Origin of the sequence: Erythrobacter colymbi (genome assembly GCF_002155685.1) — a bacterium.
In the GTDB taxonomy this organism is placed as follows: domain Bacteria; phylum Pseudomonadota; class Alphaproteobacteria; order Sphingomonadales; family Sphingomonadaceae; genus Erythrobacter; species Erythrobacter colymbi.
Window position 1 is genome coordinate 1 of the sequence record NZ_MUYK01000026.1, and the last position, 17,111, is coordinate 17,111.

Annotated in this window: 16 protein-coding genes and 2 pseudogenes; 9 read left to right on the plus strand and 9 right to left on the minus strand. The window is 62.2% G+C overall.

The annotated features are described in order from the left end of the window. Positions 1-58 precede the first annotated feature (58 nt). From tnpC to BZF57_RS19170, 6 genes are all read right to left on the minus strand, one after another. Positions 59-1,702, minus strand: a complete 1,644-nt coding sequence (gene tnpC / locus BZF57_RS19150; RefSeq protein WP_086740883.1) for an IS66 family transposase — start codon at positions 1,700-1,702, stop codon at positions 59-61. A gap of 60 nt (positions 1,703-1,762) precedes the next feature. Continuing rightward, positions 1,763-2,104: an IS66 family insertion sequence element accessory protein TnpB gene (gene tnpB, locus BZF57_RS19155; protein WP_240506054.1), complete on the minus strand. Its 342-nt coding sequence runs from the start codon at positions 2,102-2,104 to the stop codon at positions 1,763-1,765. Further along, complete coding sequence (tnpA, locus tag BZF57_RS19160) at positions 2,101-2,478, minus strand: IS66-like element accessory protein TnpA (RefSeq protein ID WP_072678280.1); 378 nt, start codon at positions 2,476-2,478, stop codon at positions 2,101-2,103. The genes tnpB and tnpA overlap by 4 nt, the downstream gene beginning before the upstream one ends. Before the next feature lie 315 nt (positions 2,479-2,793). Beyond that, the gene (locus BZF57_RS21820; RefSeq protein WP_223178489.1) at positions 2,794-3,120 is read right to left on the minus strand and encodes a Rap1a/Tai family immunity protein; all 327 of its coding nucleotides are present in this window, start codon (positions 3,118-3,120) and stop codon (positions 2,794-2,796) included. 75 nt (positions 3,121-3,195) lie between these two features. Next, positions 3,196-3,600 (minus strand): PepSY domain-containing protein, encoded by a 405-nt coding sequence (locus BZF57_RS19165; RefSeq protein WP_228165648.1) that lies wholly within the window; start codon positions 3,598-3,600, stop codon positions 3,196-3,198. Then, positions 3,597-4,487, minus strand: a complete 891-nt coding sequence (locus tag BZF57_RS19170; protein WP_066659794.1) for a DUF1259 domain-containing protein — start codon at positions 4,485-4,487, stop codon at positions 3,597-3,599. Before BZF57_RS19170 ends, BZF57_RS19165 begins: the two co-directional genes overlap by 4 nt. Before the next feature lie 195 nt (positions 4,488-4,682). Between BZF57_RS19170 and BZF57_RS19175 the strand changes: the two genes are divergently transcribed. From BZF57_RS19175 to BZF57_RS19190, 4 genes are all read left to right on the plus strand, one after another. After that, complete coding sequence (locus BZF57_RS19175; RefSeq protein ID WP_062342958.1) at positions 4,683-5,606, plus strand: chromate resistance protein ChrB domain-containing protein; 924 nt, start codon at positions 4,683-4,685, stop codon at positions 5,604-5,606. A 2-nt stretch (positions 5,607-5,608) separates the two neighbouring features. Beyond that, positions 5,609-7,006, plus strand: a complete 1,398-nt coding sequence (gene chrA / locus BZF57_RS19180; RefSeq protein ID WP_062342956.1) for a chromate efflux transporter — start codon at positions 5,609-5,611, stop codon at positions 7,004-7,006. A 12-nt stretch (positions 7,007-7,018) separates the two neighbouring features. After that, positions 7,019-7,750 carry a Fe-Mn family superoxide dismutase gene (locus BZF57_RS19185; RefSeq protein WP_039330857.1) on the plus strand — a complete coding sequence of 244 codons (732 nt, stop codon included), beginning with the start codon at positions 7,019-7,021 and terminating at the stop codon, positions 7,748-7,750. Between the two features lie 71 nt (positions 7,751-7,821). Continuing rightward, positions 7,822-8,916: a Cj0069 family protein gene (locus tag BZF57_RS19190; protein ID WP_143738590.1), complete on the plus strand. Its 1,095-nt coding sequence runs from the start codon at positions 7,822-7,824 to the stop codon at positions 8,914-8,916. 84 nt (positions 8,917-9,000) lie between these two features. Here the strand turns inward: BZF57_RS19190 and BZF57_RS19195 are convergent, their stop codons facing one another. Beyond that, positions 9,001-9,561 (minus strand): recombinase family protein, encoded by a 561-nt coding sequence (locus BZF57_RS19195; RefSeq protein ID WP_017184234.1) that lies wholly within the window; start codon positions 9,559-9,561, stop codon positions 9,001-9,003. 179 nt (positions 9,562-9,740) lie between these two features. Continuing rightward, positions 9,741-10,154: a MerR family transcriptional regulator gene (locus BZF57_RS19200; RefSeq protein WP_007015439.1), complete on the minus strand. Its 414-nt coding sequence runs from the start codon at positions 10,152-10,154 to the stop codon at positions 9,741-9,743. Between the two features lie 75 nt (positions 10,155-10,229). On the opposite strand from BZF57_RS19200, the gene BZF57_RS19205 reads away from it, so the two are divergent. The 5 genes and pseudogenes from BZF57_RS19205 to BZF57_RS21005 form a co-directional block, all read left to right on the plus strand. Further along, on the plus strand, positions 10,230-10,625 hold the full coding sequence (locus BZF57_RS19205) for a mercuric transporter MerT family protein (protein ID WP_007015440.1): 396 nt from the start codon (positions 10,230-10,232) through the stop codon (positions 10,623-10,625). Between the two features lie 12 nt (positions 10,626-10,637). Beyond that, positions 10,638-10,967 carry a heavy-metal-associated domain-containing protein gene (locus BZF57_RS19210; protein WP_081096816.1) on the plus strand — a complete coding sequence of 110 codons (330 nt, stop codon included), beginning with the start codon at positions 10,638-10,640 and terminating at the stop codon, positions 10,965-10,967. Between the two features lie 80 nt (positions 10,968-11,047). Beyond that, positions 11,048-12,424 carry a mercury(II) reductase gene (gene merA, locus BZF57_RS19215; protein WP_037505046.1) on the plus strand — a complete coding sequence of 459 codons (1,377 nt, stop codon included), beginning with the start codon at positions 11,048-11,050 and terminating at the stop codon, positions 12,422-12,424. Between the two features lie 91 nt (positions 12,425-12,515). Further along, positions 12,516-15,485 carry a Tn3 family transposase gene (locus BZF57_RS19220; protein WP_086740885.1) on the plus strand — a complete coding sequence of 990 codons (2,970 nt, stop codon included), beginning with the start codon at positions 12,516-12,518 and terminating at the stop codon, positions 15,483-15,485. A 127-nt stretch (positions 15,486-15,612) separates the two neighbouring features. Beyond that, positions 15,613-15,825: pseudogene (locus BZF57_RS21005) on the plus strand (transposase); the annotation flags it as partial. A 73-nt stretch (positions 15,826-15,898) separates the two neighbouring features. On the opposite strand, the pseudogene BZF57_RS19230 reads toward BZF57_RS21005, so the two are convergent. Further along, positions 15,899-17,111: pseudogene (locus BZF57_RS19230) on the minus strand (IS3 family transposase); the annotation flags it as partial.

Here is a 17,111-nt window from a genome sequence, read left to right on the forward strand (position 1 = left end):
GCCAGCGGCACCGCCGGCGCCGGGTAGCCTGCAAACGCACCCTCATGAATAAGAGAGGTTAGGCGGCGATTGCGTCGGGGAGCGGCGCCCAGTTCCAAGGCAGCAACTGATCGAGCCGGGTGGCGGGGTGGTCCGCAATGCGGGCGAAGACATCGGCGAGCCAAGCCTGCGGATCGACATCGTTGAGCTTCGCGGTCTGGATCAGGGTGTAGATGATGGCGGCACGCTGGCCGCCGCGATCAGATCCGCAGAACAGCCATGCCTTGCGACCGAGCGGGATGCAGCGAAGGGCGCGTTCGGCAGCGTTGTTCGTCAAGCAGATGCGCCCATTGTCGAGGAACCGGGTGAACGCATCCCAGCGCTTCAGCATGTAGAGGCAGGCCTTGGTCAGATCATGGCCGCGCGACAGCTTGGCGACCTGCTCGGTGAGCCAAGCGTGCAGGTCGGCCATCAGCTGCGCGCTGAGTTCCTGGCGGGTGGCAAGCCGCTCGGCGGGGCTCTTGCCGTTGATGCCGCGCTCGATGTCGAACAGGGCATCGAGACGTTGCACGGCTTCCAGCGCGATCGGATAGACCATGCTGCTGCGCTGGCCGCGGCTCTTCTTGCGGGCCGAGCTGACGACATCGGCGAGCTCGAAGAACTTGCGCCTGGCATGGGCAAAGCAGCCCGCCTCGAGCACGGGACCGGGGTTGCGTCCTTCGCGGTAGAGCTCGTTGTAGCCGCTATAGGCATCGGCCTGCAGGATGCCGGACCATGGCGCGAGATGAGCTTGCGGGTGCTCGCCGCGCCGGTCGCGCGAGTAGTGGAACAGAGCGGCGGGTGGATCGGCCCCAGCAAAGGGGCGATCATCGCGGACGTAGACCCATAATCGGGCCGTATCGGTCTTGCCTCTGGCCATGACCGGCACCGTCGTATCGTCGCCGTGGATACGGGTTGCGGCGAGAACGTGCGCCTCGATGAGCTTGTAGATCGGCATCAGCGCGTGCGCCGCAGCGCCAACCTGATCGGCAAGGGTCGAGAGGCTGAGCGGCACGCCTTCGCGGGCGAACCGCTCGGCCTGACGGTTGAGGGGCTGATGCTGCCCATACTTCTCGAACAGGAGCATGGCGAGGAAGCTGGGGCCCGCCCACCCGCGCGGAACCACGTGGAACGGTGCCGGCGCCTGCGCGATCTTCTCGCAGTCCCGGCACGCAAACTTCTCGCGCACCGTCTGGATCACCTTCCACGAGCGCGGGATCACCTCGAGCGTCTCGGTGACGTCCTCGCCAAGCTTGGAGAGCCGACCGCCGCCGCAGGCCGGGCAGGAACAGGGCGCAGGCACCACGACACGCTCGCGCGGCAGGTGCTCGGGGAACGGCTTCCTTGCGGGCCGCTTGCGCTCGAAGGCGGTGACCGTGGTGGTCTTAGCCGCCGCCGCCTCGGCGATCAGGTCGTCTTCGGCCGCGTCAGCCTCGAGCTCTTCGAGTTGCAGCTCCATCTGGTCGAGCAGGCGGCGGCTACGCTCGGCGCTGGGGCCATACTGCTCGCGCTTCAACTTGGCGATCTGCAGCTTGAGGTGCGCGATCAGCGCCTCGATGGCGCTCTCGCGGGCATGGGCGTTGGCGAGCTTGGCCTCTGCTTCGTCAGCCTTCTGGAGCGCGGAAACCAGCAGCGCCTTGAGCGCTTCGACATCGTCCGGAAGGGGCGAAATGACGGCTTCCATGGAGGAGAGTGAATCATCATCCACCCTCTGCTGCAAGGCCAAAATGCCCGCATCTGCCGGTTATCCTGCGCTCTGCGGCCGCCACGTATACTGCGGGTTGCGCCAGTCGATCCCCTCCAGCAGGCAGGCCAGCTGCGAGGGGGTCAGCGACACCGTTCCCTCACTCGCTGCAGGCCATATGAACCGCCCCTTCTCGAGCCGCTTGGCGTAAAGCGACATGCCGATCCCGTCGTGCCAGATGATCTTGACCAGCGAGCCTGCGCGGCCGCGGAATACGAACAGATCGCCGCAATGCGGATTACGCTTGAGCCCTTGCTGGACCAGCAGCGCCAGGCCCTGCATGCCCTTCCTCATATCCGTGTGGCCGAGCGCGATCCACACACGGGCGCCGGGAGGGATCACCGCAGCGCCTTCAGGGCAGCCGCAACCAGCGCTGGCGACGCCGCGGGATAAATGCTCAGCCGCTTCCCGCGTGGCAGGTCGATGATCATCGCGGGGTGCTCGGCAGCGCTGACTGCCACCGCATCCTCGTCCAGCACAGCTTCGGCAAACACCGGCGCTGGCAACGCCTCGGCCGCGCTGGCCTCCTGCGCCGCATCTGCCTCGCGCAGCTTGCGCCGCCACGTGTAGATCAGCGCCGATGAAATATCGTGCCGTCGGCACACCTCGGCAACGCAGGCGCTCGGCGCGAAAGCCTCGGACAGGATCCGCAGCCGCTCTTCCTCGCTCCACCGTCGGCGCCGCTCTGGCCCCGAAAACACCGTCACCTGACCCATCGACCACTCCTAAGCGCGCTCACAAGAGCACGCTAAAGAGCGCTCAATACCTACCCAGACAAGGCGGCCCCCGCCGGATGGATACTCTGTTGGCGGCCATGGCCATCGACCTCAACAGTCGGGTCGCCGCCACCTGGCGTCACCTCAAGGTTTGTGCGCCAGACAACGATTTGGCAGACATAATGCGAACATCGGCTAATTAGCGAGCTTGAGGCGCGACATGGGATCGTTGAGCTGGCGGAATTCACCGCCAGGCGGACGCTCCGCCTGCCCTCAAAGGCAGCCGCCGGGCAGGCTACGCCGCGGGGTACGATGCTACTGACATGGCCAAGCCTTCGCTAACGAGCGTTCAGCTCCGGCCACCATATGAACACTCATAAAATAGCTATTCTGCTCCGCCCAGCGTAAATATGCCGCGCGCAGCGCCGATCGGTCATAGCGTGGAGCGCGGCATTCCGCTTTTCGCGCGACGATCATCATGTCGAGCACGCCTTGGAGGTAAGCGCCGCATCGCGGCTCATTCGCTTGACAGCTTACGAACAACGCCGAGCCCGTCGCCGACGCGGGTTCGGTTTGGCCGATCGCACTATCAGGCAGGGCGGCCAAAGCGGCGCATAACAATATCCATCGTCTTGGCCGCATTTTCGTCTCCTATTCCGCAGTATCATTTCGGAAGGGGCGCACGGCCCTCGACGGCCGGCGCCCCGTGCTGATCCATCATTCGCGGCCGAGCACCTGGCCTTCGGGCGTGACGAACAGTTCGATCGTCTTTCCGTCGCTGTTCTTGCCCTTGATTTCATAGAGCGTGCTTCCGTCCGCCTTTCGGGTGACTTGCTCCGCTTTGCTTATTGACGCGAGTTGCGCGCGTGCCGCGTTCATCGCGGCCTCGGGCACCTGAGCAAGCGGGATGTCTCGTTCGCTGTGCTTGCCGATTATCCGGTTTTCGTTCGCCTCGTGGTTTTGCGCGATCGCCACGCCCGCGATCGCCAGCGCGGCCGCGCCCACGCCTGCGACAACAGTGAGAGTTCGTTTGCTAGCCATGTTCCATTCCACTTCCTGCATAAGGGCCGTGGGGTCGGGCGGGCGGCGGTTACGGCCCAATGAGCCGTCGTCCGAGTTCAACTCCTCTGATTGTTCATCCTGTCGAGCGCCGCGCGCAGCCCACGGGCGAGCTTGGCTGCGTCGTCGTTGGCCCAGAAGTGCATGAAGAACAGCCGCGGCTCGTCGTTTAGCATATGATTATGCAGCGCCGTGACCTCGATCCCGTTCGTCCGCAGCACGCGCAGGACCGGATCGACCTCGTTTGCGACAAGTACGAAATCGCCGGTGATGGCGGCTCGGCCGTCCCCGGTTGGCTGAAAGTTGATCGCGGTCGCCGTGCCCATCGTCGGCGGAGTCTCCATATCGCCGTCCATCAGCCGCTCGGCGCGCGGAAAGCTGTATTGGAGGATGCCACCGGCCGTCTTGCCCTCACCGCCCATCAACCGGTTGAGCGCGGCCACATCGAGGTCGAGCCGCGATGCGGCTGCGCTGGCCGAAGGCGATTGCGGCGCGGCGAGCGGGGTCCGACTGGCTGATAGCGCTTGCCGGAGCGCGGCCGCGAGCTTCACCGGGTCGCCGTGGCCGGCAATGTGCATGTACATGGTCGCAGGCGAAGAGCGGAGCAGGTGATTGTGGAGCGCGGTGATCGTAAAACCGCTTGCGAGCAGGCGGCTCAAAACGGGGTTCACCTCGTCGTGGGTCAGCACGAGATCGCCCATCACCATCGCCTCGTCGCCCATCGGCTGAAACGCCGCCCAGGAACCGAGCGCGAGGGAGGGCTTGATCGTCACCCCATCCAGCGTGACGCTCAGGTCCGAACGCGGGAAGCTGTAGCGGTAAACGCCCCCCGGCTGTTCGGCCCCCGCTCGTCCTATCGCCCGGTCGACAGCCGACCAGTCCGGCGCTGCCCATGCCGGGCTTGCCAGCAGGAGGCTGGCGAATCCCAAGGCGATGGTCTTTTTCAGCATAATTGATCCTTCATCAGCGCACTCGACACGGAAAGCCTCACGTCATGCGAGCGCGCCGCCGGCGAGCCGCGACATTGCGCTCCGGTTTCTTTCTTCGGGATAAGCAGTCCTATGCTCATGAGGCTTGTGATGCAACCCTTACACTTGTAGGCTAGTGACGATACAACTATGACAAACACACAAGCTTCCCCTTGGTTGCTCCTGATCCCGCAGCTTCCGGCTAAGCCTGCCTATTTGCGGGTGAAGGTCTGGCGGCGTTTGCAGGCGATCGGGGCCGCGCCGCTCAAGAACGCCGTCCATGCGCTCCCCAATCGCGAGGACACGCGCGCGCTGTTCGAAGAACTGCATCGCGAGATCACCGAAAATGGCGGCGAGGCGCTGATCCTCGAAGCGCGCCTTGTCGGCGGCATGGGCGATGCGGAGCTGCGCGGAGTGTTCGACGCTGCGCGTGACGCCGACTATGAGGAGTTGGCACGCGAGGCGCGCGCGCTGTGTGAGGGCGAGTATGTCGCGGCGGCGGATGTGGGCCGCCTGCGCAAACGCCTGAACGAGGTCGCCGCGATCGACTTTTTCGGTGCGCATGGTCGGCAGGCGGCACAGGCCGCCATCACCGAGGCGGACCGCCGCTCTCACCAACATCCCGATGTGAGCGGCCCCAGTGCGCCCGAGCTGACCCCGGCGGAGCTAAAGCGCCGCGTTTGGGTGACGCGCCGCCATGTCCATGTCGATCGCATCGCGTCCGCCTGGCTCATTCGCCGCTTCATCGACCCCGAGGCGAGCTTCAAGTTCGTCGAGGGCAAAGGATATGTGCCGGAGCCTGACGAACTGAGGTTCGACATGGCGGACGCTGAGTTCACCCACGAAGGCGACCGCTGCTCCTTCGAGACCTTGGTGTTCCGCACCGGTCTCGAGACCGACCCCGCGCTGCGGGCGCTCGGCGAAATTGTTCACGACCTTGATATTGCCGATGCTCGGTTCGAGCGCCCGGAAACTCCGGGAGTGAGCGCGCTTATCGCCGGCATCTGTGCCGGCACCGACGACGACGAGGAGCGGATCGCGCGCGGATCGACCGCGCTCGACGGATTCTATGCTCACTTCACCCGGCGAAAAGAGGACTAAAGATGGAGGCCAGCGCACGCGCTGAAATCGCAGTCGAGACGCTGCACGAGCACGGCATCAGCTTTGGCGAGGCGGTGCGCGTCTGGATCAGGGTCGCGCTGCTCAGCTTCGGCGGACCGGCGGGCCAGATAGCGGTGATGCATCGCATCCTGGTCGAGGAGAAGCGCTGGATCGGCGAGGAGCGGTTCCTCCACGCGCTCAACTATTGCATGCTGCTGCCCGGCCCTGAAGCGCAACAGCTAGCTGTCTATATTGGCTGGTTGCTCCATAAGACCAAGGGCGGCCTGGTCGCGGGCGCGCTATTCGTGCTGCCCGGCTTCCTCGCGATTTTAGGGCTCAGCTATGTCTATGTGCTGCTCGGCGAAGTGCCGCTGGTCGAGGGATTGTTCTTCGGATTGAAGGCCGCCGTGCTGGCGGTGGTGCTACAGGCGGTGGTCCGGGTGGGTTCGCGTGCCTTGAAGAACAACGTCATGCGCGGTTTTGCCGCGCTGGCGTTCGTCGCGATCTTCGTGCTCGACGTGCCCTTCCCGCTGATCGTGCTTGCCGCCGCGCTGATCGGCTTCTTCGGTGGCCGCGCTGGTTACGCCGCATTCAAGGGCGGCGGCGGACATGGTCCCGCCGGCGCTGAGATAGTCCACGACCGCGACACCGCTCTTGGCGAGGGCCTTCCCGACCATGCCCGGCCGAACCTCTCTTGGTCGCTGCGCATCTCCGGCGTCCTGCTGCTGCTCTGGCTCGGGCCGGTCGCAGCGCTGCTGTTCGCGTTCGGCCCCGACGACGTGTTCAGCCGCATCGCCACCTTCTTCAGCCAGATGGCGGTGGTGACCTTCGGCGGCGCCTATGCGGTGCTCGCCTATGTCGCGCAGGAGGCAGTCGAGACCTATGGCTGGCTCCAGCCCGGCGAGATGCTCGACGGGCTCGGCATGGCCGAGACCACGCCCGGGCCGCTGATCATGGTGACGCAGTTCGTCGGCTTTCTGGCAGCCTTCCGCGAGGCCACCGGACTGCCGCCGCTCATCGCCGCGACGTTGGGCGCGATTCTCACCACCTGGGTCACTTTCCTGCCCTGCTTCCTGTGGATCTTCGCCGGCGCGCCGTTCATCGAACGCCTGCGCGGCAACCGCGCATTGTCGGCCGCGCTTTCGGCGATCACCGCCGCAGTGGTGGGTGTCATTCTCAATCTGGCAGTCTGGTTCGGGATTCACACCTTGTTCGGGCAAGTCCGCGAAGTGCCGTTCGCGGCCGGCGCCATCGATCTCCCAGTCCTGACGTCCGTCGACTGGCCCGCGTTAGCGCTGGCGGTGGGTGCGATCCTCGCCATGTTCCGGTTCAAGGCCGGCATGCTGCCGGTGCTCGGCGTCTGCTCCGTCCTCGGGGCCGCATATGTAATGATCATCTGAAGGGAGTGACGTGTGACGATCGACCAATTTTCCCGACGCAGTGCAATCGCAACTCTTGGCATTGGAGCCGCAGCCATGACTATGAACGAAGCCTCGGCGCAGACGCCGACCGCAGCGCCGACGAATGTCCTCGCATTCGCCGGCAATCATCAGATCAAGCCGCTCAGGTTCGATCCCGCCAGGCTCCACGGCCTCTCCGAAAGGCTGATCACATCGCACCACGAGAACAATTATGCCGGCTCGGTCAAGGCGTTGAATATGATCGAAACACGCCTTGCCGCCGCGCTCGCTGACCCGGACCTACCGCCGGTGGTCTATGGCGGCCTCAAGCGCGAGGAGCTGCACCGCACCGGCTCGGTCGTGCTCCATGAAATCTATTTCGACGGGCTGGGCGGCAACGGTCAAGCAGCCGGCTCGATCCGCGACGCGCTGGGCGCGGCGTTCGGCTCGTTCGACCGCTGGGAGACCGACTTCCGCCGCACCGGCATGAGTCTTGCCGGCGGATCAGGTTGGTGCGTGCTCGTCTACAATCTCCACACCCGCTCGCTGCACAACCATTGGGCGTGGGATCATATGCACGGCGCAATCGCCGGCGTGCCGCTGCTGGCGCTCGATATGTACGAGCATAGTTTTCACATGGATTACGGCACCGCCGCCGCCAAATACGTCGACGCCTTCTTCCGCAACATCGACTGGGAAGTGGTCGACCGCCGCTATGCCGCGGCTTTGCGCGGCGGCGGCTGACCCGTCCGCCGAGGATCAACACCCACTTCTGCGCGACACCTGAGTTGGCGACCACAAAGGGGGCAGGTCCGATGGGAGATGCAACAGTGACATCCGGCCCGAACATCGCTCTTCTTTGGCGCGGACAAGCGGCCGAGTGGACGCATCGCTTTCATGAAGCTCGGCAGTGGCCGATCGTTCAAGCCTTGCGGTCGTTCGGGGCGACCACAAGGCCTGTACTGTACAGAGACGAAGCGGTTCGCGACATTCGTGACGAGTTGCTGTCGTTCGACGCGGTGCTGGTCTGGGTGAATCCGTTGGACATTTCAGGCGACCGCTCGGTGCTCGACCCGATGCTGCGCGAAGTCGCGGCGTGCGGCGTTGTCGTCAGCGCGCATCCTGACGTGATCGCCAAAATCGGCGTCAAGGAAGTGCTCTACACAACGCGATCCATGGAATGGGGCAGCGATGTCGATCGATACGTGGACGCTGAAGGCCTTCGCGCTCGTTTCCCCGAACATCTTGCCGCAGGCCCGCGCGTGCTGAAGCCGAACTACGGCAACGGCGGCAGGAATGTATGGCGTGTCCAACTAGACGAAGCGGGAAACGCTCCGGCTTTGAAAACGTCGGTGAAAGTTCAAGAGGCCCGCCAAGGAAGCAAATCGGAGCGCATCAGCCTAGCCGAGTGCTTGGAAAGGTGGGTGCCGTTTCTAAACGACGGCGGCGTGCTGATCGATCAGGCTTATCAGCCGCAGTCGTCCGAGGGCATGGTCCGCTGCTACGTGTGCGGGCACCGAGTGGTTGGCTTTGGGCACAACCTGATCACTGCGCTGATGACGCCAACGGCCATTGATACAACGTCGTCAACCCCACAGCCGATGGGCCGCGCCATGTTCGGACCGGAGGTGACGCGCTTCGCAGCCTTACGGAAAGCGATGGAGGATCGCTGGATTCCAGAGATGCAAAGGTTGCTGTCGATCGCCGACCACGATCTTCCGCTTCTTTGGGACGCCGACTTCCTATTTCACCCTGGTGAAGCCATCAGCGATGGCTCCTATGCGCTTTGCGAGATCAATGCTAGTTCGGTTGCACCATTTCCGCCAAGCGCCGTCCAGCCAGTCGCCGCAGCGGCAATCGGTCGCGCTCTTGCCATTCGTTTGACGAAGGAGACCTCCAATCCTCATTGATATGATTCAAGCAATTCAAGAGACGTGACATTGGTCGTATCAATCAGACAAGCCTAAGGGTGAGCGAGGCTGGGTGAAACCGGCTCAGGTGGCAGCGCGGAGATACTGGTAGAGGGTTTCGCGACTGATCCCCAGGTCACGGGCGATGACGGCCTTGCGCTCGCCGTCATCAACACGGCGGTGCAGCTCGGCGACCATTTCGTCGGAGAGGGAACGTTTCCGCCCGCGATAAGCACCGCGTTGTCTGGCGACCGCAATGCCTTCGCGCTGCCGCTCCCGGATCAGGGCGCGCTCGAATTCGGCGAACGCACCCATGACCGAGAGCATCAGGTTGGCCATCGGGGAATCCTCGCCCGAGAAGGCCAGGCTTTCCTTCACGAACTCGATCCGGACGCCTCTTTTGGTGAGGGACTGAACCAGTTTGCGCAGATCGTCGAGATTACGCGCCAATCGATCCATGCTGTGGACCACGACGGTGTCACCCTCGCGGGCGAAGGCGAGCATGGCATCGAGTTCGGGGCGGTTGATGTCCTTGCCCGATGCCTTGTCGGTGAAAATCCGGTCGAGCGACTGCCCGTCCAACTGGCGATCGACATTCTGATCGAATGTGCTCACCCGGACGTAACCGATCCTCTGGCCTTTCATCGCCGCCTCCGGTCAAAATGTCAGGTTGAATTCTATGACACGGCGGAACATGCGTCAATAAATGCTTGCCATAACCCTATCCTGACAGAAACCGCCGCTGCATCCTGACGTCCGGTTAGGCTATACTCCAGATTGACGACAGAAGATCAAATCCCGCAAAAATAGCGGCCTCACTTGTCCTATACGGACGAAAACTGAAGTGCGTCCAAAATAGGACATTCGGCAACGTCGTCGCCGGTGCATTTGTCTAATGTTGTCGCCAGCGCCGCCTCTATCTTCTGCAAATCGGCAATACGGCGACGGACATCGTCAAGGTGTGCTTGGGTTCTCCCCATCACCTCTGCGCACGTTTGCGCTCCAACGTCGGTCAGCGACAACAAAGACCGAATCTCATCCATCGCAAAGCTCAGATCGCGGGCGCGCAGGATGAACTGCAACCTTTGCACCAGTTCCGGCGAATAGACCCGGTAGCCATTGGCGTTGCGCGCCGGTGCTGGCAGCAATCCGACCTTCTCGTAATAGCGGACGGTTTCGAGATTGCAGCCGGTCCTCCGGGCAAGCTGAGCGCGTAAAATGCCAGATTGTGGCTGCATGAAAAACCTCTTGAGTCTGTACCTACTACAGAGGCTACACTGCGAATCACGAAGGCGGAAGAAAGGATTTGCGGCATGGCCTCAGCGCCTGAATCAGGACAGTCAGCCCTCACTGAAAACGACGAGCCGAAGCGGGCGAACTGGGTCGCCACGGGCGCGCTGATCGGCGCGGGGCTGGCCTCCGCCTGCTGCGTCGTGCCGCTCCTGTTCGTTACGCTTGGCATATCCGGCGCGTGGATCGCCAACCTGACCGCGCTCGAACCTTACAAGCCTTATGTCGCGGCGGTGACGCTGGCTCTGCTCGGCTACGGCTTCTGGCATGTCTATTTCAAGCCGAACCCACCCTGTGAGGACGGCTCATATTGCGCTCGTCCGCAATCGGCCCGCACTACCAAAGCGGTGCTGTGGCTGGGTCTCGCCATCGTCATCCTCGCGCTCACCATCGACTGGTGGGCACCTTGGTTTTATTGAAAGGGTACACCCATGAAGAAGACTATACTCATTGGGCTGGCCGTGCTGGCAACCGCCGGTGGCGGGGTCGCCCTAGCACTTGACAATTCAGCACAGGATCGCCCTGCGGCCACCGCAACCGCTCAGAGGCAAGCCACCTTTGCCATCGAAAACATGACCTGCGCCACCTGCCCGATCACCGTGAAGAAGGCGATGGAAGGCGTGGCAGGTGTCAGCGCGGTGACGGTTGATTTCGCCGCCAAGACCGCGCGCGTAACATATGATCCTCGCCGCGCGAATGCTGCTGCGATTGCCGCTGCGTCGACCAATGCGGGTTATACGGCGCGCGCTATTCAAAACTGAATGACGGCGCCCGTCGCGCCTGAAGAAAGCTGTATCCAATGAACGATTGTTGCAACCGCCCTGGGCGGGATGGATATGACGTGGCCGTCGTCGGTGCGGGCTCGGCGGGTTTTTCCGCCGCGATCACCGCCGCCGAACTCGGGGCGAAAGTCGCGCTGATCGGCCATGGCACGATTGGCGGCACCTGCGTCAATGTCGGCTGCGTTCCGTCCAAGACGCTGATCCGTGCCGCCGAGGCGGTGCACGGTGGGCGAGCCGCCACGCGCTTTCCCGGCCTTGGCGGTAACATTCAACTAGGCGATTGGGCGCAGCTCGCGGCATCAAAGGATGAATTGGTCAGCACGCTGCGCCAGAAAAAATATGTCGATCTTCTGCCCGCCTATTCCGGGGTAAGCTATATCGAGGGCAAGGCACGCTTCGCAGACGGTGCGCTGATCGTTGACGATGTGCCGATAAAAGTCGGCAAGGTCATATTGGCGATGGGTGCGCACGCCGCCGTGCCGCCGATTCCGGGGATGGACAGCGTGCCCTACCTAACCAGCACATCGGCGCTAGCGCTGGATCGCCTGCCCAAATCGCTGCTGGTGATCGGTGGCGGGGTGATTGGGGTTGAACTGGGACAGATGTTTTCGCGTCTGGGCGTTGATGTCACCATCTGCTGCCGAAGCCGCCTGCTTCCCGAAATGGACCCGGAAGTGAGTGCCGCGCTAAAAAACTATTTGGAAGCCGAGGGCGTGCGGGTTTGCGCAGGTGTCGGCTATCAGCGTATCGCCCAAACACAGAGCGGGGTCGAATTGACCTGCGAGGGGCATCGCGACACCGTCGCGGCGGAACAGGTGCTGATTGCCACCGGACGCCGACCCAATAGCGACGGGCTTGGGTTGGAGGAGCGCGGCATAGTGCTTGCCCGTAATGGTGGAATCGTCGTCGATGACCACCTCGAAACGTCGGTCTCAGGCATTTACGCGGCGGGCGATGTAACGGGACGGGACCAGTTCGTCTACATGGCCGCCTATGCCGCAAAACTGGCCGCGCGCAACGCGGTGACGGGCAACCAATACCGCTACGACAATTCCGCCATGCCATCCGTCGTTTTCACTGACCCGCAAGTCGCCAGCGCAGGCCTCACTGAAACGACAGCACGGGCGCAAGGCCTGGACATCAAGGTTTCGCTGCTCCCGCTCGACGCTGTGCCAAGGGCACTGGCAGCACGCGATACGCGGGGTCTCATCAAACTGGTTGCCGACAAGGCAAACGACCGTTTGCTGGGTGGCCAGATCATGGCACCCGAAGGCGCGGATTCGATCCAGACACTGGTGCTGGCGATCAAACATGGCATGACCACCCTGGAATTGGGTGCAACGATATTTCCTTACCTGACCACTGTGGAAGGCCTCAAACTGGCGGCCCAAACGTTTGATAAGGATGTCGCCAAACTGTCTTGCTGCGCCGGGTGATTGCTCGGGGATCAACCGGCAACGAATGGCCTCCCTCCAGTGCAAGCCGCTTTGGTGTCAATTTTGTTATTCGCCTCAGCGGGAGAGCAAAATGGCACGGCGCCGACTTCTGACCGGAGACGAGCGACAGCGCCTGTTCGATCCTCCTGTCGAGGAAATCGCGATCATTGGGCATTATACCCTTTCCGCGGAAGATGTTGAATTGGTTGGGCGCCGCTATGGTCCAGCAAATCGCCTCGGTCTGGCTGCACAAATCGCTTTGATGCGACATCCCGGCTTTGGTCTGCAACCCGAGATCGGGCTTCCCGACGTCATTCTTCAGTACCTCGCGGCACAGTTATTCGTCGATCCTTCCTCCTTCTCTGCATATGGTCAGCGCGCGCAAACACGTACCGATCATGCCGATCTCGTGGCGCGTTATCTTGGCATACGCCCGTTTCGACGCGGCGACCTGGCACTTGCCCTGAATCTTGCCGCGCAGGCCGCCGAGTATACAGACAGAGGTGAACCGATTGTTCGCGCCCTAATGGTTGGCCTGAAGGGTGAGCGGTTCATTCTTCCGTCAGGCGACACGCTGGAACGCGCCGGTCTTGCTGGCCGGGCACGCGCACGCAAAGCTGCCGCAGCCGCAATCGTCGAAGGCCTCAGCTCTGCTGAACTGACACGGCTAGACGAACTCGTAATCAACAACCCGGATTTCGGCATGACGCCGCTGGCGTGGTTGCGTAATTTCAAAGAAGCCCCGACTGCGGCCAATATCAATGGCTTGCTTGAGCGCCTGCGCTATGTTCGCGGCATAAGTGTCGACCCGGCAGTTGGGGGCGCCATTCCGGAATTCCGCTTTACCCAGTTTCTCCGCGAAGGCGGCGTGGCACCGGCATTCCTCCTGTCGGATTACAGTGTCAATCGCAGGCGGGCGACGTTGACGGCCGCAGTGATCGACCTTGAGGCCAGACTTGCCGACGCGGCGGTCCAGATGTTTGACCGGCTTATCGGCGGCATGTTCACGCGTGCCCGACGTGGGCGCGAACGTCGCTATCAAGACAGCATTCAGTCGGTGGGGCAACTTATGCGGCTGTTTGGTGCCACAATCACAGCACTTGATGAGGCTGTCCAGAATGGCGGCGATCCGTTCGAATTGATTGACGAAGCGGTGGGCTGGCACCGACTTGTTGCGGCAAGGGCCCAAGTCGATGCCCTTGCTGATCTTGCCGGCGAGGACGCACTGGTAACGGCAACCGAGCGTTACGCCACGCTACGGCGTTTCAGCCCGGCATTTCTGGACGCCTTCACCTTCAAGGCGTCTGGAACAGGGACGGCACTGATCAAAGCCATCGATGTCATTCGCGATGCGAACACACGAAAGTCGCGCGACCTTCCCGATGGCGTTCCACTGCCATTCCCCAATCGGCAATGGAAGCGCCTCATCACCGAAAACGGCCGTATCGACCGCCGACGTTATGAAATTGCGATCATGGCAACCTTGCGCGATCGTTTGCGCGCCGGTGATGTATGGATCGAGGGAACCCGCAACTATCAGTGCTTCGATGCCTATTTGCTGGGTCGGCGCGACGCCGCCAAAGTGGCCGATGCGCTTCCGTTCGATTCAAATGCTGCGTCCTACCTCGCTGACCGGTCACGAAATCTTGACTGGCGGCTGCGCCGATTTGCCAAACAGTTGAAAGCAAACAAGCTTGAGGGAGTGTCGCTCGAACGAGACCGGCTCAAGCTTCAGAAAATGCCGCCTGTCACCCCACCGGAAGCTGAAGCCCTCGATCGTAAGCTCGATACCCTGCTTCCCCGCGTGCGCATCACCGAGCTGCTGCTTGAAGTCGCCGAACGCACTGGTTTTTTGAACGCATTCCGTGACCTGCGTTCAGGCAAGGAGCATGACAACCCCAGCACGGTACTCGCCGCAATTCTGGCTGACGGCACCAACCTCGGGCTGGAGAGGATGGCCAATGCCAGCGAAGGCGTCAGCTATGCCCAGCTCGCATGGACCCACAACTGGTACCTTTCCCCCGACAATTATCAGGCCGCACTGGCCATGATTATCTCAGCCCACCACGAGTTACCCTTCGCGCGGCATTGGGGTGCTGGCACCAGTTCGTCGTCCGATGGCCAGTTCTTCCGGTCGGGGCGGAGCCGTTCGGGGGCGGCGGACGTCAATGCCAAATATGGAACCGAACCTGGCGTGAAAATCTATTCCCACCTTTCCGATCACTTCGCATCATTCGGATCACGGATCATGTCCGCGACGGCAGGTGAAGCGCCCTACGTGCTCGACGGCCTTGTCCTGGGCGCTGGCAACCTTCCGTTGCATGAGCACTATACCGATACCGGCGGCGCGACCGATCATGTTTTCGCACTCTGCCACCTGCTCGGGTTCCGCTTTGCGCCCCGACTGCGCGATATTGCCGACCGCAAACTGGGTTCGATCGCTGCGCCATCGACATACAAGGGCATCGAAAGCCTGATGGGCCGCACCATCAAAACCGCAGCGATCGAGGCTGATTGGGGTGACATCGTCAGGATTGTCGCCTCAATCAAGGATGGCACGGTGGCGCCGTCAGTAATCTTGCGAAAGCTTGCCGCCTACAAACGCCAGAACAGGCTGGATTTTGCATTGGCTGAACTGGGCCGTATCGAGCGCACTTTGTTCACGCTCGATTGGCTCGAACAACCGGAACTGCGCCGTGCCTGTCAGGCCGGTCTCAACAAAGGCGAAGCGCGGCACACGCTTGCCGCCGCCATCTATACCAACCGGCAGGGCCGGTTCACCGATCGCTCGCTGGAAAATCAGGAATTTCGTGCATCTGGGCTGAACTTGCTGATCGCGGCGATTTCCTACTGGAACACGGTCTATCTCGACCGCGCCGCCAAGCACCTCAACGCTGTCGGCACGACGTTCGATGCGGCACTGCTTGCGCACCTTTCTCCGATGGGCTGGGCGCACATCAGTCTGACCGGCGATTACCTCTGGGAGCAGGCCAGGCGACTTCCAGCAGGTGAATTCCACCCACTCAACGAGCCAATGGCGCGGTTGAAGCGTGTAGCGTAGCCCATGTTCCGCTTATGTCCGAGAAATCGTTGTCTGGCGAACTGTCCCCCGTCAGCACCAATGGCACAGATTTGAGGTTGTGATTTAAGGAGGGTTGGGGCTTCGTCGTAGTGACGAAGGAACGAAGATGAAGACCCAACCCTCCGTGAAAAAATCCCCTCCCAAGAAGGCCCCAGCTGAGCGGGTGGTCAAGGATATCCGCCGAGCAACCCGGCGCCATTTCTCTGCCGAAGAAAAGATCCGCATCGTGCTGGACGGCCTGCGTGGTGAGGACAGCATCGCAGAGCTGTGCCGCAAGGAAGGCATCGCCCAGAGCCTGTATTACACTTGGTCGAAGGATGTCCGTCGTCAGAACATTTGGCACAGGTCGCGGCGTAAATTAGCGGAGTGCGGGCCTCGTCTGTTGTTGGGTTTTAGGCGGCGAGCTTACGGTGTTGCAAGCGCCGATGTTCAATGGTCTGTCGCTTGATCCTTTCGCGTTGTTTGATGATGGCTGGTGCCCTGCCGAAGTAGGCGTCTGCGGGCGTCACGTTGTTTAGGCTCTCGTGGTATCGGCGGTGGTTGTAGTGCTCGACGAAGGTCTCGATCTGGGCCTCAAGGTCGCCGGGCAGGAAGTAGTTCTCGAGCAGGATGCGGTTTTTAAGGGTCTGGTGCCAGCGCTCGATCTTGCCCTGGGTCTGGGGGTGCATCGGGGCGCCGCGCACGTGGCTCATCTTGTTGGCCTCGATGTATTCAGCCAGTTCGCCCGCGATGTAGCTGGGACCATTGTCGCTGAGCAGCCGGGGCTTGTGCAACACCGTGGCGCTGTCGCATCCGGATGCGACCAACGCTACATCCAGCGTGTCGGTCACATCCTCGGCCCGCATGTTGGTGCACAACTTCCAGGCGATGATGTAGCGCGAGAAGTCGTCGAGCACGGTGGAGAGATACATCCAGCCCCACCCGATGATCTTGAAGTAGGTAAAATCGGTCTGCCACATCTCGTTCGGCCGGGTCGTCTTGGTATGGAACGCATCAGCCGCTTTCACCACGACGTATGCCGGGCTGGTGATCAGATCGTGGGCCTTGAGCAGGCGGTAAACCGTAGCTTCGGACACAAAGTATTGGCGCTCATCGGTAAATCGCACCGCCAGTTCGCGCGGTGACAGCTCGGACTGCTCCAGCGCCATTTCGACGATCTGGTCCTGCACCTCGGGCGCGATCCGGTTCCACACCCGGCCTGGAGCCGATGGCCGATCCGCCAACGCCTCCGGGCCGCCTGCGAGGTAGCGGTCATACCAGCGGTAGAACGTCCGCCGGGCGATGCCGAGTTGGTCCAGCGTTCGCTTGGCAGGCAGGTGGGACTGCTCGACGATCCTGATGATCTCGAGCTTCTCGGATGCGGGATACCTCATTCTTCGTCGCCCCCATCCGCGATCATGCTTTTTTTGAGCAAACGGTTTTCCAGCGTCAGGTCGGCCACGCATTCCTTCAGGGCGCGGGCTTCGCGGCGCAGATCCTGCACCTCGCCAGTGGTCGCGGCACGGGCGGTATCACCGGCCAACCGGCGCTTACCTGCTTCCATAAACTCCTTCGACCAAGTGTAATACAGGCTCTGGGCGATGCCTTCCTTGCGGCACAGCTCTG

What these genes read in the sequence shown, in the direction of transcription:
- tnpC (WP_086740883.1), bottom strand. Translation starts at nt 1,702, where the DNA reads ATGGAAGCCGTCATTTCGCCCCTTCCGGACGATGTCGAAGCGCTCAAG.
- tnpA (WP_072678280.1), bottom strand. Translation starts at nt 2,478, where the DNA reads ATGGGTCAGGTGACGGTGTTTTCGGGGCCAGAGCGGCGCCGACGGTGG.
- BZF57_RS21820 (WP_223178489.1), bottom strand. Translation starts at nt 3,120, where the DNA reads ATGCGGCCAAGACGATGGATATTGTTATGCGCCGCTTTGGCCGCCCTG.
- BZF57_RS19170 (WP_066659794.1), bottom strand. Translation starts at nt 4,487, where the DNA reads ATGCTGAAAAAGACCATCGCCTTGGGATTCGCCAGCCTCCTGCTGGCA.
- chrA (WP_062342956.1), top strand. Translation starts at nt 5,609, where the DNA reads ATGGAGGCCAGCGCACGCGCTGAAATCGCAGTCGAGACGCTGCACGAG.
- BZF57_RS19190 (WP_143738590.1), top strand. Translation starts at nt 7,822, where the DNA reads ATGGGAGATGCAACAGTGACATCCGGCCCGAACATCGCTCTTCTTTGG.
- BZF57_RS19195 (WP_017184234.1), bottom strand. Translation starts at nt 9,561, where the DNA reads ATGAAAGGCCAGAGGATCGGTTACGTCCGGGTGAGCACATTCGATCAG.
- BZF57_RS19200 (WP_007015439.1), bottom strand. Translation starts at nt 10,154, where the DNA reads ATGCAGCCACAATCTGGCATTTTACGCGCTCAGCTTGCCCGGAGGACC.
- BZF57_RS19205 (WP_007015440.1), top strand. Translation starts at nt 10,230, where the DNA reads ATGGCCTCAGCGCCTGAATCAGGACAGTCAGCCCTCACTGAAAACGAC.
- BZF57_RS19210 (WP_081096816.1), top strand. Translation starts at nt 10,638, where the DNA reads ATGAAGAAGACTATACTCATTGGGCTGGCCGTGCTGGCAACCGCCGGT.
- BZF57_RS19220 (WP_086740885.1), top strand. Translation starts at nt 12,516, where the DNA reads ATGGCACGGCGCCGACTTCTGACCGGAGACGAGCGACAGCGCCTGTTC.